Origin of the sequence: Adhaeribacter soli (assembly GCF_008727925.1) — a bacterium.
Taxonomy (GTDB): domain Bacteria; phylum Bacteroidota; class Bacteroidia; order Cytophagales; family Hymenobacteraceae; genus Adhaeribacter_A; species Adhaeribacter_A soli.
In genome coordinates this window covers 194461-217919 of record NZ_VTWT01000002.1, presented here as the reverse complement: position 1 = coordinate 217919, position 23459 = coordinate 194461, and the positions used below count along the sequence as shown (strand labels likewise).

The following is a 23459-nucleotide window of genomic DNA, read 5'->3' as shown; positions in this document are numbered from 1 at the left end:
GAAAACAAGACTGATTTTAAATTTCTGCCGGTAAATTAAACCGGATATATCGGGCAAAACTAATTTGCACCGTTGGCAGAAAAATGAAACTGGTGCTGTTTTTGCAGAACCGGAAACCGTGAGGAAAAATTATAGCAATTTAACCGAAAAAAAGCGCCGAAATCAGGTTACCTGAGCCGTTTTTTCCGTATAAACCCAAAGATGCCTTTAGCTTCTTCATACCCGCAGCCCTACATTTTTTAAAACCCTTGGAAACCGCTACGCAGGAAAATTTCTTTAAACGCAAACTGGTAAACCCGCTCCTGGATTTGCTCAAAGCTGGTATTACGCCGGAAAAATTATCGTTAACCGTTTCGCTGGGCGCCGTGATCGGGCTGATCCCGGCTTTTGGCGTAACCACCATTATCGGCACGCTGGTAGCAGCCCGCCTCCGCCTGAACAGTCCTATCTTGTTGCTTATCAGTTATTTTGTAAACCCGATCCAGATCTTAATTGCCATTCCGCTGGTGAAGCTGGGCATTTTCCTGTTCGGCGGCACCCCTTTGCGTTATTCGCTGCAGCAGATTATGGATATGATTAAAAAAGACTGGGTAGCCACCTTCAATAAACTATGGGTAGCGAATTTACTGGGAATTGCCGCCTGGGCGCTGCTGGCCATTCCGGCCGGATTGGCAGTTTATTACCTTACCCTGCCTCTGTTTAAACGCGTGGTGCGCCGCCAGGGAGTGGCGCTTTAAGTAGATTTTCCCATAAATCAAAAATCAAAAAATCTCTGTAGCGCAGGGTTTAAACCCTGCGCTACAGAGATTTTTTTGTCAGGAACAAATTCAAAAACTGGTTCAGATATTTATGAGATTGCAGCCTTTTTAATCAAGCCTTTTCTCCATTACAAAATCATTCATCCAGTAAGGACCGATCGGAATATCCTCTTCCCGGATGATGGTGTAGCCGCAGTGTTCATAAAAGTGCCGGGCCGGGTTATACCGGTTCACGTTCAGTTCCAGTACTTTTCCTCCTTTACTTTTTACCAGTTCTCCGGCCGCTGAAAGCGCTTTTTTTCCAAAGCCTTTTCCTTGCCTTTGGGGCAGTAAATAAATTTTGTTCAGCTTGTAGCGTCCTTCTGTTGCGTCTTTCAACGTAACCGATAAAAAGCCAACCAATGCTGCATTCACGGAAATAAAAAAGAATTCCTGCCCTTCGTTTTGTTGCTTTTGTAAAGCCGGCAGGGTATAAATTTCTTCCTGCATGAACAGCAACTGCTCGCGCGAAAGGATGTCTTTGTAGGTTGGTTCCCAGGTTGCCAAAGCCAGTTCCCGCAACCGGGGAAGATCGGTTGCCGAAACCGGCGTTAAAAATAGTTCAGCCATAAAAGCGGCGATCCTGAATTAAACTTTTTTAGGCGGCAGGTCGAAAGCTACGGCGTTGTGTTCGAAATGCCCTTTGTGGGAACCGTCGCAGAAAGGTTTGTTTTTCGATAAGCCGCAACGGCAGATGCTTACCAGTTCCCGGCCGTTTAGGCCATATACATTCCCTTGCGCATCTACAATTTCGAAATCGCCTTCCACTCTTAAAGAGCCGTTGTTGTTTACTGTTAGTCTGGTTTTTGACATGATCATAATATCGTTTTCAGTCAAATATAAGCAATTTCCCGTAGCTGGTTCGGTTCGATTAAAGATAAGGCCAACGTTCAGGCCTGATTTTTGAACCGTAGTAAACCGGAATGTGTAACTTCGTGCGGAAGCGGTAATTGTAAATTCAGAATGAAGCGTATTTTTTTGATTGGGTTAATAATGATGGCAGGAAGTAACCTGGTGCAGGCGCAGAAGTACCGGACTGCCCTGGGTGTGCGGATCGCCAAAGAAAGCGTAGGCTTAACGGTGCAGCAGAAAATTCTGCCCAAAAGTACCCTCGAAGGCCTGGGCATGATCGGATCCCGCGAAGCTAGCGGCACGCTGCTGTTCGAGCAGCATTTTCCCATTATTTTTAAAGGTTTCAATTACTACATCGGGGCCGGTGCGCACGTGGGCAACTTAAAAGACTCGGGCGTATTTTACGGCGGCGATGCTATTTTAGGCTTGGAAATGAAATTGCCGATCTTTCGCATTGTGATTTCCGGCGATATTAAACCTGCTTTCCATGCCAACCATGAAGACTGGTTCGAGTTGCAACGTGGTTTTTCAGTCCGCTACATCCTGGTAAAAGAAAAGAAAAAGAAATTCCGCTTGTTCGGAAATTCCGACGAAGACGAAAAGTCCGGCGGCATTTTCAACCGGAAGAAAAAGAAGGAAGAACCGAAACGGTCGTTCTGGCTTTTCGGGGATGGGGAAGAGTAGTTTAAATTTCAATTATCCCGCAAGTTTAGCAAAGCGTAACTTGTGGGTATCCATCTGGTCAGTTTGGAACTGACCTTGCCTGCAAGGCAATCAATACAGCTCCTATGAAATTTAGAAGTTGCTGCTATTCTGGCTTTGGTGCCTTATTCCGGAGATCTCTCCCTTTGGTCGGGATGACGCAGTTGGAGTAGGATGAACGGTAGTTCTAAAATCAAAAAAGTCCGGCTAAGCAGCCGGACTTTTTCTTTTAATTCAGTAGCGTTTTCCTTACCGTTCCACTATAAAGCGGATCACTTTTCCGGCTTCCGCGCCTTTAATGCGGCAAATGTACATGCCGTTTTTCAGGGCGCCGAATTTGGTATCGTTATCGGCGCTTATGCTGAACACGTGCGTGCCGGTTGGTTTGCTGCCTTCGTAGTAGCTGCCTACCAGGGCGCCTAAGATGTTGTAAATTTCTACCTGTACGTTCGCGTTTTCAGCAGTTACGGCATAGCTTACATTCATGTCGGCTTTTACCGGGTTCGGGAATACGAGGGCAGGAGCAATATTCATTACTCTGGTAGCCTCGGTAGTGGTTTGCGCAGTTTGGCTGGTAACTGGAGCGGCTGCAGTAGAGCTGGCTAAACTGGCGCGGAAGCCTCCGGGAGCAAGTACCGCCTGCATCCGCGCCTTCTGACCGGCCGTGAACATGTACATGCAAGGATCATCGGTGTAATCCATAAAGTTCATGGTCATATCGCCCTGGTTGCTGCAGGTAACGTGCGGGAAAGTAGGGCAGCCGTAGTTGGCGGTTTGCTGGGTTGGAGTATCGGAAACCTGATCGTTGCCGCAGGTAGCATCGCCCCAGATGTGGCGCAGGTTCAGGAAGTGGCCTACTTCGTGTGTGGTGGTGCGGCCCAGATCATAGCCTGTGTAATACACGCCGGACGGACATTTCGCCCGGGAACCGAAAGCAGCATAAGCCATTACCACACCGTCGGTAGCGGCGCTACCGCCCGGGAACTGCCCGTAACCCAATAATTGCTGCCCCTGGCTGGAGAGTTTAGGCGCGGTCCAGAAGTTCAGGTATTTGCTGGTGTTCCAGGCATCTTTACCGCCCTGGCTGGTGTACTTAATAGCGTTGTTGGTGGAAAAAGATTTGGTACGGGTTTGCGTGCGCGTGATTCCGGTGGTCGGGTTGCCGTTCGGGTCTACCGTAGCCAGTACAAACTGGATTTCGGTGTCGGCCGCAACCCCGGCAAATAAAGCCGGCGTTTTGGCATTGTCGGCGTTCAGTTTCCGGAAGTCTTCGTTCAGCACCGCCATCTGGCTCTGGATCTGGCAATCGGAAATGTTCTGGCTGGCTGTGTTGTAAACCACGTGCACCACTACCGGAATAGTAATTACTCCGGCCGTGCGTTTGTTGGCCGTGTTCTTCGCGTAGCGTTGTGTAAAGGCCTCGATGTCGTCCATGCGAAGCTTCATTTGCGGGTCCTGCTGCATTTGTTCATGCAGCGCTTCCATGGCGGAGCAACGAGAAAAATTCCCGGACTGGGCAAAAGCGGTGGATGCGCACAGGATTCCCGCCGCTAAGAAAGCGTAAGTTTTCTTCATAAAAATAGATGGTTTTGGGTGAGTGAATTATTTAATTCGACTTAAAAATGTTTTAAGTTTTCTGAAATATTGCAAGTGGTTTTCAGAAATGCAACTTTTTTATTCAAAAAATTTTAAAATAATTATATAAAATGCGTTTGCAGCCTTCAATCGAAATCGCGAAAAAGGTTACATTTTTAACCAAATATTTTCAAGAATTCTGCAATAATCCTTGAAATCGTTCTAAATCAGGCAGAAAGGCTGAGGCTTTAGGTTTATATGAAAAATTATATATTTGAAATTATCTATAAGTTAAAAGTGACCATTATCCTTATTTTGGTCCGGGCTTTCGCTTACCTTTGCCGCCGGTAATTTTTAAGATCATGCACATTGCAATTGCCGGCAACATTGGCGCCGGAAAAACAACGTTAGCTTCCAAGCTGGCCCAGCATTACAACTGGGATGTTCACCTGGAAAGCGTGGAAGATAATCCGTACCTGAAAGATTTTTATGAAGACATGCCGCGCTGGGCCTTCCATTTGCAGGTATTTTTTCTGAACAGCCGTTTTCAGCAAACCCAGCAAATTCAGAACCGTACCAGAGGCGTAGTCCAGGACCGGACCATTTACGAAGACGCCTATATTTTTGCCAAAAACCTGCACAGCTCCGGCATGCTGAGCGAGCGCGATTACCAGAATTACTTCCGGCTTTTCGAAAGCATGATCACCATGGTGAAACCGCCGGATTTATTAATATACTTGAAAGCAGATCTGCCAAAACTGATCGGCCAGATCGAAAAACGCAACCGCGACTACGAAAGCGGCATCCGACTCGATTATTTAAAGAAACTGAACGAACACTACGACGACTGGATCGCCAATTACAAATACGGCAAGGTAATTACCATCGACGTGAATAACATGGATTTTGTAGCCCGCCCCGAAGATCTGGGTTACATCATCAACAAAATCAATATCGAGCTTTTCGGGCTGTTTTAATCTAAGAAATGGGCTACAAACAAAGCGGAGCATATCGGGATTATGATTGAGCTTTGCTTTTTCTGTTGCAAATAAACCTGTTTGTACTTTATATGTAAATTTTAAATATCAAACCTGTTTAGTAGTAACTTCTGAATTTAAAGATTCTGAAAACTTCTGAAGTTACATTAAGTTTAAGTTCTAAAGCTGGTTATAAATAAAATTTTCACTACAAGTTTACTTGGCAAAGTATCAGAAGGATCAAATTTTAATATTACAACATCAATAATGCATTTAGCAAAATTTCAATTATTTAGCTCTTAGGCTTTTCAGCAATGAGATTACGTGTAATTATTTGCAATTATATGTGTAAAGGTCGGTAAATACTTTTCCGGCCAAGGTGGTATTTACGGATTTTGTTAGGTATCCTGCCTGATTGAAATCTTGTTGGGTAGTATAAGATTGATTAGCGACCACTACATTATTATTATCTCGGAAAGTATATTTAACTACATTTCCCGGGTACTTCTTATTGGGTTCAAGCGGGTCAGCAAAATCATCGAAGATGTGCTTATTACTTCCAAATTCATATTCTCTGGAATGTTGAAAGTTAGTTGCCCCTCCCGATCCATAAACTTTCTCAAGTAAAGTATTATTGGTGTAGAAATATTCCTTATAGAAAAGAAGAATGGTACTATCCGTACATGTCATTTTAGAAAGTTGGTTGGATGAATTATATTCAAATACAACAACATTAGCAGGCATTCCTGAAGGCGAATAGTTCGTTGTTTTAGCTAATAAACCTGCGGGGCTGTAGGTATTAAGAGAGTAATGGATTAACGTGGTATCTAAATATGAATTGGTTCTGATAATTCTATTATTTGAATCATAAATTAATTTATAGGAATAAGGCTGGATTTTTGACCTGTTTTTGTATCCGATTAACCGGTCTTGTGTATCATAAGTAAAATCCCCATATTGCCTTGCGTCGTCTATAGTTGCCAATAGGCACTTATTATAATTGGGAGAAATAGTCGGTTTTTGAACAGGACCCTGTCCATCATCTTTTGAACATCCATTTAGAAATGGCAGAAATAGGAATAATAAAATTAGTTTTCTCATTGTGAGTATAGATTTTATTTAAATTTATTTCGGCCATTCAAAGCAATTTCGATCTTTCACATTTCTGATAGCCAAGTAATTATCCAAAAACTAAGAGTATCTTTCCATAATTTGAAATGGAAAGATAAAAATAAACTGAATAGTTTAGATTAACTATAACAAACTACTTGCATTTAGTGAAGGAGAATTCATCAATCTCAAAGTACTAACGTAAGGACTCTCAGGATCCTGGAAGTCAGATCTGATAAATCATAAATTACCGAAATTATATTGGTAAAACCCCAAACCTATATTGATGCGGCTTACTTAACGGGTCTAACTATTTAGTTCATGTCCACCACTTCGTCTTCGCGCACGTACGGGTGCTTGTAATCGAGGGCTTCGTTCTCCGGAATTAGCTCGTAATAGTTGAGCATAATTTCGCGTTCGCCGCGGTTCGTGGCTTTTACGAACTGGTAATCCGGCGTCTGGTAAATAGCAAAGTTATGCGGGCCGAAAGGGTAGAGGTTGTTTCCTTTCAGGGCTTTGGCTTTGGTCAGGTCTATGGTCTGGCCGTCGGCGGTAGTTACAATGTATTGGTTTTTGTCGGTCATGACGTTTCGGAATTAGGCGACGAAATATACTGAAACAATACGGTAACTTTTACCAAATCGCTATGCTTTCAGAACAAAAAACCTCAGCTGGCAGTCTGAGGTTTTTCTGTTAATTATCGTACGATTCCCGCCCGGGCTGAGGCGATTGCTGGGGTGATCCTTCGCCCGGCAAACCCATTTTTTCGGCCCGCTTCTGGTTGTAGGTCTGGAATTGTTGCGGCGTAAGCACATCCTTAAGCAAGCTCATCCGGCTAGCCCCGATGTTCTGGATCTCGTTGTTCATCTTCCGGAGGTTCTTGATGTAGCGCACCTTGGCATATTCTACCTGGCTGATGCTCCGCTGGTTTATTTTCAGCACCTCTTCGTATTGCTTCGGCGAGAACTGCAGGTTTTTGTTCATGTTTTCGGTAAGCGCCCGGCCTTTTTCGATGGCCATTTTCTCGCGGGCGGCTTTCTGTTCCGGGGTTTCCTGATTCACTTTTTCTGCCGGTTTTTTAGGAGCAGGTTTGGCCGTTTTGGCAGGAGCAGTGGTGGTTTTAGATTTGGTTTTGGTCTTGGTTTCGGTACCTTTTTGGGTTTGTGCAAAAGCGGCAGAAGTACCTAAAACCAGTAAAAAAGCAAAAAGTATTTTTTTCATAAAAAGCGGAAATTCAGATGCTATTGTTTTCAGCATAAAAAACTGTACCAAAGTTAAAGAGATTTTCAGCAGAAAACGCTATCTTTTTGAGCGTAAAAGCCAAAGGCATTGCTCACATAAATTTAAAAAACATGGACCAGGCGATAGAAATTAAAATCCTGCTTATAATCGTTACCGGTATTTACGGTCTATTGGCGGTTACCAGCATTTTCCTGATGATAAAACCGCCTAAAAAAGTTAATAGCATTTATGGGTACCGGTCCGGCAATGCCGGTGCGAGCCAGGAAGCATGGGATTATGCGAATAAATTAGCGCCCAGACTGATGCTCCTGATCGCAACTGTTTCATTGGTATTAGCCTTGGCTTCTGTATATTTTCTGCATAATAAAATACCGGTAGATGGTTTATATCTGATCTGTATAATGGGGATGTGTTTGCTCCAGGTCATCATAATTCCGGTGGTAGAAATTAAACTGGGCAAACTGGAAGAAAGGCATAAAGCTGGTTCTGCCTGAAAACCTATACCCGGCCGGAATCGGTAGCAAATTAAACGGTAGCAAATTCCCCTGAAATTAAGCTTACATTTCTCGAACGAAGGTTAAAATGAACGAAGAAGTCCGGACCTCGCTGTACTTTATTGGCGGAATGTATGGCTTGCTGCTGGCCTTTGGAATTTTCTTTTATTTAAAGCCGCCCCGCCATATCAACTGGTTTTATGGTTACCGCACCAACCGCGCCCGGAAAAGTGTTGCCAACTGGCATTATGCCAACAAGCTGGCGGCCAAGCTGCTGTTGCTCTTTATCCAGCTTGCTGCCCTTCTGGCTTTGGCTACCTTATATTGGCTGCATGATAGCATATCGCCGGATGCCCTGTTTCTGATAATTGTCTTCTGGTTCGCTATTTTCCCGATCCTCGTGGTTCCCATTGTAGAATTTAAGCTCAGTCGGTTTGAAGAAAAACAGCATTCGGATTCACCCTGAACTCCTATACAAAAACATTCTTCAAATTCAAGCCTGTCAACCACTTTGGCTTCCTCTAATTAAACCGTATTTTTGAAGTCTGATAAAAGACAAAACCAGTTTTAAAATACGAATCACAAACATTTGAAGAACTGAATATTCTCTGAACGCATTTCCGATCAGTCCCCCTTTAGAGGGGGTAGGGGGAGGATTCACGCATTCAGGAATAATTTCCAAATCTTCAAATCTTCAAATCTTCAAATCTCCAAATTTTCAAATTCAAAAAATGGACGACATTCAACATTATATTAAAATAGCTTCCGAGCTGAACATCGGCTTAAAATCGCTGGAAGCTACGGCCAACTTATTAGCCGAAGGCGCCACCGTGCCTTTCATTGCCCGTTACCGGAAAGAAGTTACCGGCGAGCTCGACGAAGTGCAGATCGCGGCCATCCGCGACCGCCTGGAGCAGCTCCGCGAACTGGAAAAACGCCGTGAAGCCATCCTGAAATCCATCAAAGACCAGGAAAAACTCACGCCGGAACTCGAAGCCAAGATCATGGCGGCCGAAACCATGGCCGTGCTCGAAGATATTTATTTGCCTTACAAACCGAAGCGCCGTACCAAAGCTACCATCGCCCGCGAAAAAGGCCTGGAGCCGCTGGCTACCAAACTCTTCGAACAAGCCGCTTTCGATGTAGACGTCGAAGCGGAACAGTTTATAAGCGAAGAAAAAGAAGTAAAAGACAAGGAAGAAGCCCTGGCCGGCGCCCGCGACATTATTGCCGAATGGGTGAACGAAGATGCCGAAGCGCGTACGAAAATTCGTAACCTGTTCGAGAAAAAAGGCGTGTTCAAAAGCCGCGTAGTAGCGGGCAAAGAAGAAGAAGGCCAGAAGTACAAAGATTATTTCGAGTGGGAAGAGCCGATCGAAAAAGCGCCTTCGCATAGAGTGTTGGCCTTGCGCCGCGGTGAAAAAGAAATGATCCTGATGCTCGATGCCCAGCCGGAAGAAGAAGCGGCGATCGAAATTTTAGAGCGCCAATTCGTAACGGGTCATAATGCTGCTGCCGAACAGGTGAAACTGGCGATCAAGGACAGCTACAAACGCATGCTGAAGTTTTCTATGGAAACCGAAGTGCGCATGAGCTCCAAAAAGCGCGCCGACGAAGAAGCCATCCGCGTTTTCGCCGACAACCTTCGTCAGCTTCTTTTAGCTGCTCCATTGGGTCAGAAAACCGTGCTGGCTTTAGACCCGGGCTTCAGAACCGGTTGCAAACTGGTAGTATTAGACAAGCAGGGCAAACTGCTGCACAACGAAAACGTGTACCCGCACACGGGTGCAGGACAGGCCAAAATGGCTGCAGAAACGGTAGAGAAATTAGCCGCAAAATTCGACGTAGAAGCCATTGCCATCGGTAACGGTACCGCCAGCCGCGAAACGGAAGCTTTTGTAAAAAGCCTGAACCTGCCGAAAAGCATTGCCGTGGTTATGGTAAACGAAAGCGGAGCTTCTATCTATTCTGCTTCCGACGTTGCCCGCGAAGAATTCCCGGATTACGACGTAACCGTGCGGGGCGCCGTTTCCATCGGCCGCCGTTTAATGGACCCGCTGGCCGAACTGGTAAAACTCGATCCGAAATCCATCGGGGTAGGACAGTACCAGCACGACGTAGACCAGACCGCTTTGAAGCATTCCCTGGACGATGTGGTAATGAGCTCCGTAAACGCCGTGGGCGTGGAAGTGAACACCGCCAGCAAGCAGCTGTTGACCTACGTTTCCGGTTTAGGCCCGAGCCTGGCCCAGAACATCATCGATTACCGCAACGCCAACGGCCCGTTCCGTTCGCGCTTAGACCTGAAAAAAGTACCGCGTTTAGGCGATAAAGCCTTTGAGCAGGCAGCAGGTTTCTTACGCATCCGCAACGCCGAAAATCCGCTCGATGCCAGCGCCGTGCACCCGGAAAGCTACGACGTGGTAGAAAAGATGGCCAAAGATCTGAACACGTCCATTGCCGAGCTGATGAAAAACGCCGAACTCCGCAACAAGATCGACCTGAAGAAATACGTAACCGAAACCGTAGGTCTGCCAACGCTCCAGGACATTGTAAAAGAACTTGCCAAACCCGGCCGCGACCCGCGCGAAAGCTTCGAAGCCTTCAGTTTTACCGATGGCATCAACGAAATCTCCGACCTCCGGGTGGGTATGAAACTGCCGGGCATCGTAACCAACATCACCGCGTTCGGCGCCTTCGTAGACATCGGGGTGCACCAGGATGGCCTCGTACACGTGAGCCATTTATCGGACCGCTTCATCTCCAATCCGGCCGAAGCCGTTAAAGTAGCGCAACGCGTGGAAGTAACGGTACTGGAAGTAGACGCCAACCGCAAACGCATCGCCCTTTCCATGAAATCGGACCCGATGGCAGCGAAACCTGCTGGCGGTGGAAGCGGCGGTAAGCAACGTAGCAATGCCCCAAGAAAAGAAGCCGAACCGGAAGGCGATTTCCAGAGCAAACTGGCTGCTTTGAAAGGGATGTTTAAGTAGGAAGAATTAGATTGAAATTGAGAAGCCCCGCTTTTTCCTGAGGAGGAAGGAGCGGGGCTCTTAACTTTTTAATGACAAATAACAAACTTTTAAAATCCGAGTAAAAATGGTTAAATTTACTTACTAACGAATCTGATATGGTTACTATCATTAAAAAAGGCTTAGATAAACAGCATATTCAGCGTATTCTGGCAAATCTGAAAACAAAGAAAGGCTTAAATGCATATGAGTATTGCGGAAAGGTAAAGCTGCAACAAGATCCTTTAGCGGTTCAAAAGGCATTGCGCGATGAGTGGGAGTAGCCTGTTCGTTGATACCAATATCCTGCTTTACCTGATTTCCGGCGACGAAACTATTGCTGAACTTCTTAATGGAAAACACATTTACATTTCCTTTATTACCGAACTGGAACTACTCGGTTATAAAGAATTAGGGGAGTCGGACCTGAGAGTTATTCAGAAACTAATTAAAGAAGCGACTGTTATTGATATAAATATGGCAATAAAAGCAGAAGTAATTACGCTAAGAAGGCAATATAAAATTAAATTGCCCGATGCTATAATTGTTGCTTCTGCTTTGTATGCCGGTTTACCTCTTGTAACTGCTGATAAACAGCTATCCCAAATTGATGAAGCTTCTTTGTTGCTTTATCAGAAGTAGAAGGTTTATATACAAAGCAAACTGGCCGCTTTAAAAGGGATGGTTAAGCAGGAAAATATTATGTTTGAAAGTACTGAAGTCCCGCTTTTCCTGAGAAGGAAGGAACGGGGCTAATATTTTTTATCGGTATTAAACTTCAATCCACATTCCGCACCAACCGCTCGTAAAACCGAACCGCATCTTCAAACTCCTCCACCGCAATCCGTTCATTCACCCCGTGAAAGGCATTAATATTTTCCTTGTTGATCTTGTAAGGCAGGAAGCGGTAAACATTCGGGCTGAGGGCGTAGTAAAAGCGGCTGTCGGTGGCGGCAAGTACCAGGCTGGGAGAAGTTAAGGTGTTGGGGAAGGTTTGCTTAATGGTTTGGGTTAGCAAGTTGTAGCCGGCTGTTTCGATTCCGGAAACCGGCGAAGGCTCGCTGCTGAAGGGCTTTAGCTTAATCCGGATGCGGTCGTCTTTGATCACCCTTTTTACCTCCGAAACAATACTGTTTATACGGGTGCCCGGCAGCAGCCGGAAGTTGATCACCGCGGTGGCTTCGGCCGGGATCACGTTTTCTTTCAGGCCGCTCCGGAAAATGGTAGGCGCCATGGTGGTAGAAACCAAGGCATTGCCGGATGGCGTTTTCTGGTAGGTTTTCAAAATAAGCGGTTCCAGGAGCCAGGCATTGGCAAAAGCAAACTTCTGAAACGCCGGCATTTCCGGCCCCAGGGTTTTAATGAATTCCTGCACCGGCGGCGTAATGGTGGGTTTAAACGGATGCTTCCGCAACGTTACCAGGGCCTGAGAAATTACATCGATCGCGGTTTCGTTTTTCGGCATGGAAGAATGGCCGCCTTCTACGGTTGCCGTCAGTTCCAGCGAAGCAAAACCTTTCTCGGCGATCCCGATCAGGGCCACGTCGGTATCCAGGCCCGGAACCAGTTTCTGGGTAATGGCATACCCTTCGTCGAGTACAAATTCGGCCTTTACGTTTTCGGTTTGCAAATGCTTTACAATAGCCTGCGCGCCGTTTCTGCCGCCAATTTCTTCGTCGTGCCCAAAAGCCAGGTAAAGCGTGCGTTTCGGTTGAAAGCCTTGCTCCAGCAGCTTTTCCGTAGCTTCCAGGATGCCGATCACGCTCATTTTGTCATCGATCGCGCCGCGGCCCCAGATGTAACCGTCTTTTATTTCCCCGCCAAAAGGCGCCGCTTTCCAATCCTTCAGGCTTTCCTCTGCCACCGGCACTACATCCAGGTGCCCCATTAAGATCACCGGTTTCAAGCCGGCATCGGAGCCTTCCCATTTGTATAGCAAGCTGAATTTATTGATCGTTTTCGGCTGCAGTCTTTGCTCCGAAAGCGGGTACGTTTTGCGCAGGAATTCCCGGAACCGGTAAAAAGCAGTTGAATCGAATGCCGCCGGATCTTCGGGCGAAATAGTTCTGATTCGGATCGCTTCAGCCAGATGGAATTTGGCCGAATCGGAAACCGGAACTTTGGGTAATGCGGCCACCTGCAGTTGCCGGGAACGGAAGGTAACGGTCCGGATAACCAGAAACGCTATAAAAAGCAGCAGAAAAACCAATAGCGAAAGGAGGAGCTTTTTCATGTACTGTTTTATTGTGCCTGCAAGAAAGTAGGTATTTCCGGAAATTATTAACTGACGTTATGCAAGCAGGAGAAAGGTCCCCCTTTGGAGGGGGTAGGGGGAGGATTTTCACTTTATTTGATCTTCATTAAAAATCAGATAATTCTCCTGTCCTCCCCCTACCCCCTCCAAAGGGGGACCTCAAGAAAACTTGCGTAAAGTCCGCTATTCAGGTGCCGGAATTTGCAAAATATTCCGGAAGTCACCTACGCTTTCACCTGCTTAAACAAAATTGCTGTCAAATTTTTCCGGCAGTTCGTCCGGTTCTTTTGTGAAAGAAGCCGCTTTGTTATAAATTTGGTTGAGGATTCTGATCTATGTTGAAACGTTTACATTCCCTTTGCCTGCTTACCTGCCTGTTCGGTACTCAGTTAGCTTTCTCCCAAACCTCAGATTGGTTTAAGTACAAATTCCCGGCCCAGACCCCGGAAGCTTACAAAGTGCCTTTACCGGAGAAATACCGGCAGGTATTGGGAAAGAACCAGGCACCCACCATTAAGCTCCGCGATTCGGAAAGGTTTTCGGAAGATGTAGCTTACGCCATAAAGCGGGAGTTAAGCATGGGCAATATCTATTATGGCTTTACCGAAATGGAAGATTACCTGAACCAGGTAATGTACCGGATCTTGCCGGATTCCCTGAAAAATAATGGCGCCATAAAAGTTTACATTGCCCGTTCGCCCGAAGAAAATGCCAGTGCCATGCCGGAAGGCAGCATTTTCTTTAATATCGGGATGCTTCCGAACATGAAAGACGAAGCAACGCTGGCTTACTTACTTGGCCACGAGCTTACGCATTACCTCTATACGCATGGCCGCAACGGTTATATGGGGAGCCTGAAAAGCCAGCGCAAACTTAACCGCCTGATCCCGTTTGCCGATCTGATCCTGAACGCAAAGCAAATGAAATACAGCCGCTTGCAGGAATCGGAGGCCGATAGTGTCGGCTTTAATTTAGCCTATAAGGCGGGATATGATCCGCAAGGAATGGTAGCGCTCACTAAGATCTTACTTGATCTGGAAAAACGGCATGAACTGCAGGAAAGCAAAACCTACGAAGCCAGTTTAAAATCGTACGGCAGCCACCCGGCCACCATGCTGCGTTTTCAGACGGCCATGCGTTTTCAAAAGAACGCTTCCGGAAGCAATACCCATAACTTTATTGTAGATGAGGAGAAATTTAACCGCCTGAAAGCTTTGGCGACTCAGGAAAAACTGAACCTGATGGCCAGCCAGAACAGCCTGATCTCGGTGGTCAGTAATGCCTACGTGGCCCATCTATCGCAACCCGAAAACCCGCATTACCTCATGTTGCTGGTGGAGGGTATCCGGAAAATGGTTTATGCCGACCAGACCCTGGGCGACCGGGGTTTCCTGACCGCGCACATGCAGCATAACTATTTTGCAAAGAAAGAAGGGATCACCAAAAATCTCGGCTTCCTGCTGCCTGACAGTAACCTGGTGGCTGCCCTGAATGCCCAACACCCCACCCTGAACCAGGCCTCTTACCAGACCTACGACCAGGCCTTTGCGTATTTTGCCGGCAAGGCCGAGGCCGCCAACCTTACCGAGGTGCATTTAAGCAAGGCACTGTATTATGCTAAAAATGAAAAGCAGCGCACCGAAAGCCTGGAGCGGTATTTAGCCAGTCCGGAGGCGCGCTACCCGGAGTTTGCCCAGGCACTGCTGCGGCAGGACCTGAATTTGCCGGCCGGCACCAGAAAGCTGCTTTTAATAGACGACATTGCCTATACCAAAGATTACCTTTACGGCTACCGCAATTCCTGGCTGGAAAGCGAACAGAAGCAAGCCGCTCAGCAGCTGTTGCTTACATCTTATTTTAAAGGAAAAGGAACTGCCCGCGAAATCCATTTTGCCACCGATTACTTTACCCGGCAAACCGAAGAAGCTGTTGCCGTGTTCGATATGATGAGCGTTTGGCGGCAGGCAGATAGAAACAACTATAATTACTTTCAATTAGGCATGTACGAGCCAGCTTACTGGCAATATTGCAAAGACCATCAGATCGGGCAGGTGGAATTTTTCAGCATTAATGCCCTGGATAAAACCTATAAAAAATTCCGCCATTACTTTGCGCTTCCGCCATTAACTGCCTTCTATGCTTACCGGATGCTCTTTGCCTTAAGCAACCCGAATAACCGTTATGCATTTTCCATTCAGGCCTCTACGCTGAATATTTCGGGAAAGAACCAGAATTTCGGCGGCAAACAGGTAGTTAAAAGAATGCGGTTAACCGATAAACGGCTGGTAAGGCAGGTGCATTCCATCACGGCCGGCATCGAAAAGGAACTGAAATCGGACAAGCTTAAGAAAAATTGATCTGCCAATATTCAGAAGCTGTTTAAAAACCGGGATGCATGCGTTCCGGTTTTTTTGTGAATAAGGATATCGTTTTTTCGGGAATTCCAGCGTCTGGCGGTTCTAACTGTATACCCGTTACTGGAAAATAAACTAAACAGCAGGACTAAAATAACCCCCTGACCTGAAAGAAAATACTATTACCGGATCTGCTTACTTAAAAAGGCTTGAATAATCCTGGTCCGGATACCAATATCCAAATACCAATGCCTTTTACTTATTGCCATAAGAGGTTTGGAAATCAAAAGATAACGGCTTGCGTATAGGTTTCAGTTACACAATTTAACCTCCTGAGAAGCTCATGAAAAATAAGAAACCAAACGTAAATCTGCAGGCTTTGGGCTTAGGTGCCATAGCCGGCATGCGCGCCATGGCAGCGCCCGCCCTGTTAAGTCACTTCCTGGCCAACGATCCGGCCGGAGCCTTGTACAATACGCGTCTAAGGTATCTGCAGCGGCCAATCGTAGCTACCGGGTTGAAATTCCTGGCAGGGGCAGAAGTGATCGGCGATAAACTTCCCCTTACGCCTAACCGGATCGTATTTCCGCAACTGGCATTCCGGGTTTTATCGGGAGCCGTGGTGGGGGCAACGGTAGCCGGTGCGAACGAAAAACCCAAGCTCAACGGGGCCTTGCTGGGCATGGCCGGCGCGCTGGCTGCTTCTTACGGTTTCTTTTACCTCCGTAAAATGCTGGGGCAAAGGAGCGGCTTACCGGATATGGCTTTAGGGCTGGTGGAAGATGCCTTGGTTGGGTCCGGCGGGGTAGCCTTGCTCCGGAGGTAACGTTCTGTTTTTACCGATTCTTCGTTTGAAATCCGGAGCTTATGCCCAAACCAAAGAAAACCGCCGCTGAAGAAAATAACCCAGCTTCTCGGGGTCTTACCATTGGAAAAAAAGAAAAGCAGGTGCTCAGCAAGGCTCAGCAAACCTTTAACCGGCTGGTGAAACGAATAGAGAAACTGCAAAGGCAAATTGCTTCCGATGGGCAGATCCTGGAAGAGAAGCTGAACTATTATGTGGCGCAAATTCACCCTCTGGAAACAGATGAACTGGCACTTCGGCGCGGGTTGCTCTTCAGCCTTTACCCGTATTATACTGAGCCCAAAAAACTGCCTAAAGGAGAGCGGAAAGTTCTGAAGGAGATCCTGATAAACCTGCTGAACGAGGTTTTGAACGGCTTGCCCGGGGAACCGGATGCCGAACTCCAAGAGATGTTCGAAACCCTGGAAGGAATGACCCTGGAAGAAGCCGAAAAGCAGGATGCCGAACAAATGAAAAAGCAGATGTCGGAGGTGTTTGACGCGATGGGTTTTGATATGGACCTTTCAGACCTGGACCTGAACGCCAGCCAGGAAGGGATCTTCCAAAAGATAAACGAGCTTGAAGGCGACTTTGAACGGCAGGCCGAACCAAAGGAAAAAGCCAAAACAGTACGAAAGAAGACTAAAAAACAGCTCGAAAAAGAAGCACGCGAACGCCTGGCCGAAGAACTGCGGAACAAAAGCATTGGTACCATTTACAAGCAACTGGCCAAAATGCTGCACCCCGATCTGGAGCCCGATGCCGGCCAGAAAACCCGTAAAGAAGCCCTGATGAAAGAGCTTACCATTGCTTATAAAAACAACGACCTGCACACGTTGCTGAAACTGGAGCTGGAATGGATTCAGGCCGAGGAAACCAACCTTAATAAACTGACCGACGAAAAGCTAAGTATTTACAACCAGGTGCTCAAAGAACAGGTTGCCGATCTGGAAGAAGAAGCGTTTATGGTGCCGCAACATCCGCGGTTTCAGGCCTTACGGCGATACGCAATGTTCCCCGGCTCCTTGAAATACGTAGACCTGAAATACGAAGCAAAAGCGCTGAAGCAGAATATTAAAGTGCTGGAAGAGCTGACAACCCGCCTGAAAACCGAAGACGGTTTGAAGGAAGTAAAGGCGTTGCTGAAAATGAACCGGTATTGATTTTTACGGAAGATTTAATGGAAGAATGCTATGGTTTTGCCCGTATAAACCCGGTAATTAAAATACCTTACTTGCCAAAAAGCCCGCCGCTTCCGGAAACGGAAACGACGGGCTTCTGGCTCTAAACCTAAAACGTTGCTTATTGCGGTAGTAAAACCTGGTCTATAACGTGCACTACGCCGTTGGAAGTAGGAATGGAGGCCAGAATGGTAGCGCCGTTTACGGTAACTTTGCCGTCTTTCACGCCCATGGTTACGCGGCCGCCGTTCACCTGCCCTAAACTCTGACCATCTTCAAAGCTTTCGGCATTAAGCGCACCCACATACACGTGGTATTGCAGAATATTCCGCAGGTCGCTACGCTTTTCTTCTTTCAGCAAGCCTTCTACGGTTCCTTTTGGTAGTTTGGCAAAGGCCTCGTTGGTTGGCGCAAAGACTGTAAACGGACCGGCATTCGAAAGCACATCTACCAGCCCCGCCGTTTTTACGGCCGTAACCAGGGTAGTATGATCCGGGGAACCAACCGCCGTTTGCACCACATTTTTCTGCGATTCATTGTCCGCTACCGCCGATTGCCCGGCAGCCGCAGCACCTTCTTCCTGCAGATGCGATTCAGTGGCCGCGGTTGCTGATTCGGGTTGATTGGTTTGGGTACAGGAGGCCAGTGCAAAAGCTGCCATTGCTACATAGCCATACATTAACTTTTTCATAGATTCTTTTTTTTCGGAAAGTTCGCCGGGAAACGGCTAAAGGTCTATGATCCTGGTCATTTCTTTTAATGATCCTTTGTTGGATGTCGCGGGTTTTCGGGCGCCCGCATTGTTGGGAAGGACCGCATTCCGGAAGCCCGGCCACGGGAGTGTAGCGTTGTTGTTCAGAGGTTAATGCCGGTTGGTAAAGCAGCTGTTACTATCTTTCAAGTAAAAAAAACAGCCGCCGTGAATGAATACGGCGGCTGTTTTTTTTAAAAATGCCTGAAATCAGGCTGTTTATTTTACTGACTAATGGGATTATTTACCACCAAAGAAATAAGTAGCAGAAATACCGATTACTCTGTTTTTAATTTTGCTGTCATCAGCAGAGTCATCATCATCACCATCAAAATCAGGTGTTAAGTTCGACATACCTAAAGAATAATTAGCATTTAATAATACTGGACCGGCCATGTAACCAATACCAAAATTTAAGCCAAGATCCAGAGCCCGATAGAAAGTAGTATTTTCCTCATCAAAATCACTTTCTTCAACTGTGTTTTTGAATTTTACATCAGCATCATCTTTATCTGTATCAGTCTCACCCATGAAAGTGAATTTTGATTCTAATTCTTCTTTTCCACCAATACCGTAGGCTACATAAGGACCTGCCTGAATCTGGAAGTTGCTGATTTTATAGGTTAAGTTTAGAGGAATCTCCAGGTAATTTAAAGAAGTCTTACCTTTAATTTCCATTTCTACTCCGTCTTCAGACAGGCTGTAATCATATTTGGCACCCTTATTTGTCCAGATTAAACCGGATTGCAAGCTAAGGTTATCAGTGAAACCAAATTCAGCGGCTAAACCAACATGATATCCGATTTTATTTTTGGTAATATCATTTGATAAAGTCTCTTCTTCGGAATCTTTAAAATCATAACCGAAAGTACTGATGTTGGCTCCGGCTTTCAGTCCAAGTTTTACCTGGGAAAAGCTCTGGAAGCTTAAAAGGCTAAGTGCAAATGCACCTAAAAGAGTAGCTGTTTTTTTCATGATTTGAAAGTTTAAGTTAATTGATAGTTTGCTTTTAAATGTTGGGTGTTAATTTATAAATTATTTTAAAAGTAAAAATATAAAAGTCAATCCGACACAATTAAATTTATTGAACTGCATAAATTAATATTGTAAAGCCTGAACCGTTCTCTGAGCTAAAAAGCCCGCGCCTTAAAATTCAGGTTAACTCAATAAGGCAACTTGTTAAGGTGCGTTTGCTAGTTTGAACAAAGCGCACAATATTAGGGAATAATAAGAAATAACAAAAATTTATTTTAAGGTTAAAAATAACATTTTGATGTTAAAAATAACGTGTTGATAATGAGCAGAGTCTGTTTTGAGATGTTAGAGGATGCAAGGCTGTGCCGGTTATTTTTAATCACTTTATGTTTCAAATTGGGCTGCATGCATCATAAATCCTGATAAGTGAAAGCTTTTTTTTGCATTACGGCTGAAGCATTTCAGTTTTTTTGAAATAAGATTGCATCGTCTTAAAAAAAGCAAAGCTCCTTCATTCCTGAAAGAGCTTTGCTTTTTTCCGGGTTTTTTATACCGTTTCTGTACCGTTTATTGGGCATCTAAAAATTTTGTCAGCTCACTGGTTGAAGAACTGAATTTAAAGATATCGGTAATGGTCAGGTAGTTTTCTTTGTCGATGGTGTACGGGTAAGCAAACTTGGCCATCTGTACTTTGTCAGATTCCATGCTGAGGGTATTCAGCACGGCGGTTACCTGGTTGGTGCTCAGGCAGTTTTTGCTGATCATGGTTTTAGCCACTTTCATTTTGGTATCGGAGAAGTTTTGCTTTTTTATGGATGCAAGCTGGGTCTGGAAAGTAGCATCCGCCATAGGTTTGCTGCAGCCGGCCGGAGTTGGTTTTGCAGCGCCAGAGGCCGGAACCGGTTTTCCTGGATTGGCGGGCTGAACTTCAACATTATTCGTGAAAACCGGTTTTCCGGTAGCATTATCGGTTATGGTAACGGCGCCGGTATTCATATTTGTTTGGTGGGTTACCTGGCCGTCATTCACCTCAACTACATTATCCTTCGTGGTCATGACCGGCATTGGCACCTGCCCGGGCTTTTGTCCGGGAACCGGTTGCGGAATAGCAGGATTTGTTCCCGCCTGATTGGAATTCTGGGGCTTATCGAACTGGTCAAAGTCACCATCTAATTGCGGGCGTGGCCTTTTGGGATTTGGTTTGCCAGTAATTTCGGCGCTAACCAGGCGCATTACCATGGCATTGCCTTTCTTGTTTTTCTTTATTTCATATACCACGTTCAGGGCATTGTTGTCGTAATCGCGCGCGTACATCCGGTCATCCAAAGAAGGAATTTTCGAGTTTTCGAAGATCACTTTTATCTTGTAATCCCCGGAAGTCAGGTTGCCGATCTTAACGTTGGCAGCCGGTTTTTCATTCTGTTTTTCCCCGTTCAGAATAAGCCAGAACTTATCGCCGTCCTTGGCAAAAACCGTTACGTGGGAAGGCACGCCGTTATAAGGATTATCCTCGGGAAACTGGGCTTTCAGAATAGACGCGCTGCTGAGCAGGAACATCAGAAAGAGTACTATTTTCTTTTGCATAGCTTTATTTTTTTACGATTTTCTTGGTTACAACTTTAGCAGCCGGTTTTTTAGCAGGCGCTTTTGCGGGCGTTTTTGATATCGTTTTAGGCGGGGCAGGAGCAGCTTCTTCCGAACCGGCATCCGCGCTCAGGTCCGGATTTAGCTTCTGGGCTTGCTGCAGCTCGGCTACTTTGGCGGTTTGCGGGGCAAAGGAGATCTGCCGGCCGTAAATCAGTTTCACGTCCATATTCTTTGGTTTCAGGGCCGGAATGGCATCGGCCAGGTCCAGCAGTTTATCGGCCAGTTCATCGGGTTTTTTGCGGAAGGTGCAGTTTACTTTGGTGTAATTTTCGGCGCTTACAATTTCCAGGTCGCCGCCAAAACTAGCGTCCGCTTTCATTTTATCGCGGAGGGTACGGAGGTCGCGGTAAGTGCCGCTCTGGTAAAAGCGCAGTTCGTAAGGCGTGCCGTTGTTTACCCAGTTACCCACGTAGGTGTTAAAAGTGTTCAGCACATCGTCCATATTCTCATCCAGCTGACCGGTGATCAGCTCGAAACGGGTTTTCGCGCCTTCGTCGTTCACGTAATCGCTTTCGAAATGCTTCATGCCCAGGCCTTCGGCGGTACAGTTATCGTAAGTCGAAAGGTCGAGGGTAAGTTTGGAAAGGGTGCGGGTTTCGAAGGCTTCCGATTTTTTATCTACGGCCACGTTGTTCAGGAAAATGATGAACTGGGCGTTGGAAAGTAAACCCAGTTGCTGCACGAAAGTGAGGGGCGTAGTGCTGCCGTCTTCGGCCATATTCATGGCTTCGCGCTGCAGTTCTTTGGCGCGGTTCGGCTCTACATAGCGGTAATTCCGTTTGCCCAGATAGGTGTTGATGCGGTTTACGGCAAATTCGTAATAATTGAGTTCATCTTTGGTTTTGCCTTCCGGATTATAAGTAACCAGGAAGCGCACACCACCAATACTTTTATACAGCAATTGCGCATCCGCTTTCAGCGCCGACATGCTTACGAGCGCCTTCACGTTTACGGCGTACGTATCGCCTTCTTTCCCTTCGGAAGTTACCTTGTAGGAACTGATGTAGCCTTTCTGGTTCGTGGCAATGGCGTCGGAAATTACGGCAAAGTTCTCGACCTGGGTAGTAGAAGACAAAGCCACGCCGGTCGCCTGCCCGATCGCATTCCGCAGCGCATCCTGCAACGCATCGGCGCGGGCTACGCCTATGCCTTTGGCCGAAACTTCAGAAACGCCATTATTCTGGGAATAGCCGCTGAACCAGCAAAAAACGAAGAGCAGCAGCAGAGTGAATTTTTGTATTTTCATAGTGTAGTATTAACAGTTTGAAAAATAGCCTTTTAGATCAATAATAGTAAGAAGCTCGCTACTTTTCCGGCCACGTTCCCTATTTTTCCCCAGTTAATTTTGGCTTTATTTGTATCGGCTAGTTTGAGCTGCCCGGTAGCTTTGTCCTGGATCAGGTCGATGATCTCCACGCCTTTTTTAAAGTTGGCATTCTTCATCACGTCTTTGGTAGATTGCAGGATCTTCGGGAACTGGCCTTTATTCGGGTCGTAAAGCTTGCTCATATCCAGGGCAACTTCGCCCTTCTGGTCGAAAATTACCGGGAACATGGAAGGATCCATGGCTTTGCCGTCGAGGTTGAAGACGATGGGTTTGCCGCTTTCGGTGGTTAAGCCGGCAGTTTTAGCGGCCGAAGTTTTAGCGCTGGCCTGTTTGGCATTGGCAGCAATCGGAGCAGGGGTTGCTTGTAAAGGTCCGGCTTCCGAAATAGCTTCCGGACCACCGGAGACCATCTGGATCTGTTTAGAATGTTCCTGAATAGTAGCCGGTACTTCTTCAATTACCGCGGAAGCAATACCATTTTTCGCGTATAGCGGCACGCGCATCGTAACTTCAATGGCGCCATCCGGTGTGGTGCGCGGATTACCTACCATGTAGGCGCCCTTTATCACGCCTTCTACTTTGGTAGTAACTTTGTCGCTGGTCGTCATAAAATTCTCCACCGTAGTTTCGCCTGTTACCTGCACGCCTTTAATGGTTTCCAGCAGGTTGCGCTGGGCATCTACCACCGCGCCGCGGGTAGCCATAACCCTTGCCTGAGCCGCATTCTTAAACCGTTCGGTATCCAGAATCGAAATGCCGGTTGCCTCCACGTATTGCGACGTCCAGTTAATGCTGCCTTTGTCGGTTTTCTCGATGATCGGGTCCGCATCTCGGAGTACTTTCTCCAAAGGCGTATCGTCTTTCGGGGTGTTGTCCACGATTCCGGCCAGGTCAGCAGCCGGAACGGAAGCCGTTGCAGTTTCCAGCTTCGCATTATTTTTGGCTTTACTAAGTTTCGATTGGGCATTTACGGTGCCGGTAAACAGCAGCGTTGCCGCTATTAAAGGCATAAAAAAAGTAGATTTCTTCATAGTATTTTTTCTAAATAAAATTTGCGGATAAAAAGCGGATAAAAAGGAAAGCTGATCTGAAGTTTCTGGCCACTAAACTGCAAATCCGGAATCGATATAGTGGTTTCCAAATATAATGCCATTTTTTGATATTGCACAATATGGCTATTCTGCACAGCAAAGGGCGCTACTATTTAATTATCAGAATCAGGATTTTCAGGATTAAAGGATTTTCAGGACAATACCCAACCTGATGTAGAATAGCGGGAAGTTCGCAGTGTAGAGCTCCCCTCCTTTTCAAGAGCCTGTCCCGACAAAGGAGGGAAGGGGCAGTTATTTTTCATTTGGAACACCCA

The 23459-nt window shown here is 46.3% G+C and carries 23 protein-coding genes; 11 read left to right on the top strand and 12 right to left on the bottom strand.

What is annotated here, in order from left to right:
• Positions 1-248 precede the first annotated feature (248 nt).
• On the top strand, positions 249-737 hold the full coding sequence (locus tag F0P94_RS04465; RefSeq protein WP_150902613.1) for a DUF2062 domain-containing protein: 489 nt from the start codon (positions 249-251) through the stop codon (positions 735-737).
• Positions 738-866: 129 nt separating this feature from the next.
• Here F0P94_RS04465 and F0P94_RS04460 read toward each other — a convergent pair whose 3' ends face one another.
• Together F0P94_RS04460 and F0P94_RS04455 are read right to left on the bottom strand one after the other, a co-directional pair.
• Positions 867-1367: a GNAT family N-acetyltransferase gene (locus F0P94_RS04460; protein WP_150902612.1), complete on the bottom strand. Its 501-nt coding sequence runs from the start codon at positions 1365-1367 to the stop codon at positions 867-869.
• 18 nt (positions 1368-1385) lie between these two features.
• A complete protein-coding gene (locus tag F0P94_RS04455; RefSeq protein ID WP_150902611.1) occupies positions 1386-1610 on the bottom strand; it encodes a CDGSH iron-sulfur domain-containing protein in 225 nt (74 codons plus the stop codon).
• Positions 1611-1775: 165 nt separating this feature from the next.
• Between F0P94_RS04455 and F0P94_RS04450 the strand changes: the two genes are divergently transcribed.
• The gene (locus F0P94_RS04450; protein ID WP_191906913.1) at positions 1776-2333 is read left to right on the top strand and encodes a hypothetical protein; all 558 of its coding nucleotides are present in this window, start codon (positions 1776-1778) and stop codon (positions 2331-2333) included.
• Positions 2334-2600: 267 nt separating this feature from the next.
• On the opposite strand, the gene F0P94_RS04445 is transcribed toward F0P94_RS04450, so the two are convergent.
• A complete protein-coding gene (locus F0P94_RS04445; protein ID WP_150902609.1) occupies positions 2601-3926 on the bottom strand; it encodes a M43 family zinc metalloprotease in 1326 nt (441 codons plus the stop codon).
• A gap of 362 nt (positions 3927-4288) precedes the next feature.
• Between F0P94_RS04445 and F0P94_RS04440 the strand changes: the two genes are divergently transcribed.
• Positions 4289-4903 carry a deoxynucleoside kinase gene (locus tag F0P94_RS04440; RefSeq protein ID WP_150902963.1) on the top strand — a complete coding sequence of 205 codons (615 nt, stop codon included), beginning with the start codon at positions 4289-4291 and terminating at the stop codon, positions 4901-4903.
• 330 nt (positions 4904-5233) lie between these two features.
• On the opposite strand, the gene F0P94_RS04435 is transcribed toward F0P94_RS04440, so the two are convergent.
• From F0P94_RS04435 to F0P94_RS04425, 3 genes are all read right to left on the bottom strand, one after another.
• Positions 5234-6004, bottom strand: coding sequence for a hypothetical protein (locus F0P94_RS04435; protein WP_150902608.1), 771 nt, complete (start codon positions 6002-6004; stop codon positions 5234-5236).
• Between the two features lie 323 nt (positions 6005-6327).
• Positions 6328-6597 (bottom strand): hypothetical protein, encoded by a 270-nt coding sequence (locus F0P94_RS04430; RefSeq protein WP_150902607.1) that lies wholly within the window; start codon positions 6595-6597, stop codon positions 6328-6330.
• 109 nt (positions 6598-6706) lie between these two features.
• Positions 6707-7234, bottom strand: a complete 528-nt coding sequence (locus F0P94_RS04425) for a hypothetical protein (protein WP_150902606.1) — start codon at positions 7232-7234, stop codon at positions 6707-6709.
• An 86-nt stretch (positions 7235-7320) separates the two neighbouring features.
• On the opposite strand from F0P94_RS04425, the gene F0P94_RS04420 reads away from it, so the two are divergent.
• The 5 genes from F0P94_RS04420 to F0P94_RS04405 all read left to right on the top strand — a co-directional run bounded on the left by F0P94_RS04420 (position 7321) and on the right by F0P94_RS04405 (position 11402).
• Positions 7321-7749: an SdpI family protein gene (locus F0P94_RS04420; protein WP_150902605.1), complete on the top strand. Its 429-nt coding sequence runs from the start codon at positions 7321-7323 to the stop codon at positions 7747-7749.
• Between the two features lie 88 nt (positions 7750-7837).
• The gene (locus F0P94_RS04415) at positions 7838-8215 is read left to right on the top strand and encodes an SdpI family protein (protein ID WP_150902604.1); all 378 of its coding nucleotides are present in this window, start codon (positions 7838-7840) and stop codon (positions 8213-8215) included.
• 265 nt (positions 8216-8480) lie between these two features.
• Complete coding sequence (locus tag F0P94_RS04410; protein WP_150902603.1) at positions 8481-10742, top strand: Tex family protein; 2262 nt, start codon at positions 8481-8483, stop codon at positions 10740-10742.
• 137 nt (positions 10743-10879) lie between these two features.
• Positions 10880-11044: a hypothetical protein gene (locus F0P94_RS19575; protein ID WP_191906912.1), complete on the top strand. Its 165-nt coding sequence runs from the start codon at positions 10880-10882 to the stop codon at positions 11042-11044.
• Positions 11031-11402 carry a type II toxin-antitoxin system VapC family toxin gene (locus tag F0P94_RS04405; protein WP_150902602.1) on the top strand — a complete coding sequence of 124 codons (372 nt, stop codon included), beginning with the start codon at positions 11031-11033 and terminating at the stop codon, positions 11400-11402. The genes F0P94_RS19575 and F0P94_RS04405 overlap by 14 nt, the downstream gene beginning before the upstream one ends.
• Before the next feature lie 136 nt (positions 11403-11538).
• Here F0P94_RS04405 and F0P94_RS04400 read toward each other — a convergent pair whose 3' ends face one another.
• A complete protein-coding gene (locus tag F0P94_RS04400) occupies positions 11539-12993 on the bottom strand; it encodes a M20 family peptidase (RefSeq protein WP_150902601.1) in 1455 nt (484 codons plus the stop codon).
• A gap of 356 nt (positions 12994-13349) precedes the next feature.
• Here F0P94_RS04400 and F0P94_RS04395 point away from each other — a divergent pair, with 356 nt between their 5' ends.
• From F0P94_RS04395 to F0P94_RS04385, 3 genes are all read left to right on the top strand, one after another.
• On the top strand, positions 13350-15371 hold the full coding sequence (locus F0P94_RS04395; RefSeq protein ID WP_150902600.1) for a M48 family metallopeptidase: 2022 nt from the start codon (positions 13350-13352) through the stop codon (positions 15369-15371).
• Between the two features lie 340 nt (positions 15372-15711).
• Positions 15712-16194, top strand: coding sequence for a DUF4126 family protein (locus F0P94_RS04390; protein ID WP_150902599.1), 483 nt, complete (start codon positions 15712-15714; stop codon positions 16192-16194).
• A 41-nt stretch (positions 16195-16235) separates the two neighbouring features.
• Complete coding sequence (locus F0P94_RS04385) at positions 16236-17375, top strand: hypothetical protein (RefSeq protein WP_150902598.1); 1140 nt, start codon at positions 16236-16238, stop codon at positions 17373-17375.
• Between the two features lie 139 nt (positions 17376-17514).
• Here F0P94_RS04385 and F0P94_RS04380 read toward each other — a convergent pair whose 3' ends face one another.
• The 5 genes from F0P94_RS04380 to F0P94_RS04360 all read right to left on the bottom strand — a co-directional run bounded on the left by F0P94_RS04380 (position 17515) and on the right by F0P94_RS04360 (position 23124).
• Complete coding sequence (locus F0P94_RS04380; RefSeq protein WP_225307118.1) at positions 17515-18084, bottom strand: fasciclin domain-containing protein; 570 nt, start codon at positions 18082-18084, stop codon at positions 17515-17517.
• Positions 18085-18384: 300 nt separating this feature from the next.
• Complete coding sequence (locus F0P94_RS04375; protein ID WP_150902597.1) at positions 18385-19119, bottom strand: porin family protein; 735 nt, start codon at positions 19117-19119, stop codon at positions 18385-18387.
• Positions 19120-19686: 567 nt separating this feature from the next.
• Positions 19687-20703 (bottom strand): DUF4476 domain-containing protein, encoded by a 1017-nt coding sequence (locus F0P94_RS04370; RefSeq protein WP_150902596.1) that lies wholly within the window; start codon positions 20701-20703, stop codon positions 19687-19689.
• A gap of 4 nt (positions 20704-20707) precedes the next feature.
• Positions 20708-22012, bottom strand: coding sequence for a hypothetical protein (locus F0P94_RS04365; RefSeq protein WP_150902595.1), 1305 nt, complete (start codon positions 22010-22012; stop codon positions 20708-20710).
• Positions 22013-22044: 32 nt separating this feature from the next.
• A complete protein-coding gene (locus F0P94_RS04360) occupies positions 22045-23124 on the bottom strand; it encodes an LPP20 family lipoprotein (protein ID WP_150902594.1) in 1080 nt (359 codons plus the stop codon).
• Between the last annotated feature and the right edge of the window lie 335 nt (positions 23125-23459).

Coding starts and splice junctions, on each gene's coding strand:
- F0P94_RS04390 (WP_150902599.1), top strand. CDS start 15,712: ATGAAAAATAAGAAACCAAACGTAAATCTGCAGGCTTTGGGCTTAGGT.
- F0P94_RS19575 (WP_191906912.1), top strand. CDS start 10,880: ATGGTTACTATCATTAAAAAAGGCTTAGATAAACAGCATATTCAGCGT.
- F0P94_RS04405 (WP_150902602.1), top strand. CDS start 11,031: ATGAGTGGGAGTAGCCTGTTCGTTGATACCAATATCCTGCTTTACCTG.
- F0P94_RS04445 (WP_150902609.1), bottom strand. CDS start 3,926: ATGAAGAAAACTTACGCTTTCTTAGCGGCGGGAATCCTGTGCGCATCC.
- F0P94_RS04435 (WP_150902608.1), bottom strand. CDS start 6,004: ATGAGAAAACTAATTTTATTATTCCTATTTCTGCCATTTCTAAATGGA.
- F0P94_RS04410 (WP_150902603.1), top strand. CDS start 8,481: ATGGACGACATTCAACATTATATTAAAATAGCTTCCGAGCTGAACATC.
- F0P94_RS04415 (WP_150902604.1), top strand. CDS start 7,838: ATGAACGAAGAAGTCCGGACCTCGCTGTACTTTATTGGCGGAATGTAT.
- F0P94_RS04425 (WP_150902606.1), bottom strand. CDS start 7,234: ATGAAAAAAATACTTTTTGCTTTTTTACTGGTTTTAGGTACTTCTGCC.
- F0P94_RS04370 (WP_150902596.1), bottom strand. CDS start 20,703: ATGCAAAAGAAAATAGTACTCTTTCTGATGTTCCTGCTCAGCAGCGCG.
- F0P94_RS04360 (WP_150902594.1), bottom strand. CDS start 23,124: ATGAAGAAATCTACTTTTTTTATGCCTTTAATAGCGGCAACGCTGCTG.
- F0P94_RS04440 (WP_150902963.1), top strand. CDS start 4,289: ATGCACATTGCAATTGCCGGCAACATTGGCGCCGGAAAAACAACGTTA.
- F0P94_RS04430 (WP_150902607.1), bottom strand. CDS start 6,597: ATGACCGACAAAAACCAATACATTGTAACTACCGCCGACGGCCAGACC.
- F0P94_RS04375 (WP_150902597.1), bottom strand. CDS start 19,119: ATGAAAAAAACAGCTACTCTTTTAGGTGCATTTGCACTTAGCCTTTTA.
- F0P94_RS04400 (WP_150902601.1), bottom strand. CDS start 12,993: ATGAAAAAGCTCCTCCTTTCGCTATTGGTTTTTCTGCTGCTTTTTATA.
- F0P94_RS04455 (WP_150902611.1), bottom strand. CDS start 1,610: ATGTCAAAAACCAGACTAACAGTAAACAACAACGGCTCTTTAAGAGTG.
- F0P94_RS04380 (WP_225307118.1), bottom strand. CDS start 18,084: ATGAAAAAGTTAATGTATGGCTATGTAGCAATGGCAGCTTTTGCACTG.
- F0P94_RS04385 (WP_150902598.1), top strand. CDS start 16,236: ATGCCCAAACCAAAGAAAACCGCCGCTGAAGAAAATAACCCAGCTTCT.
- F0P94_RS04395 (WP_150902600.1), top strand. CDS start 13,350: ATGTTGAAACGTTTACATTCCCTTTGCCTGCTTACCTGCCTGTTCGGT.
- F0P94_RS04365 (WP_150902595.1), bottom strand. CDS start 22,012: ATGAAAATACAAAAATTCACTCTGCTGCTGCTCTTCGTTTTTTGCTGG.
- F0P94_RS04460 (WP_150902612.1), bottom strand. CDS start 1,367: ATGGCTGAACTATTTTTAACGCCGGTTTCGGCAACCGATCTTCCCCGG.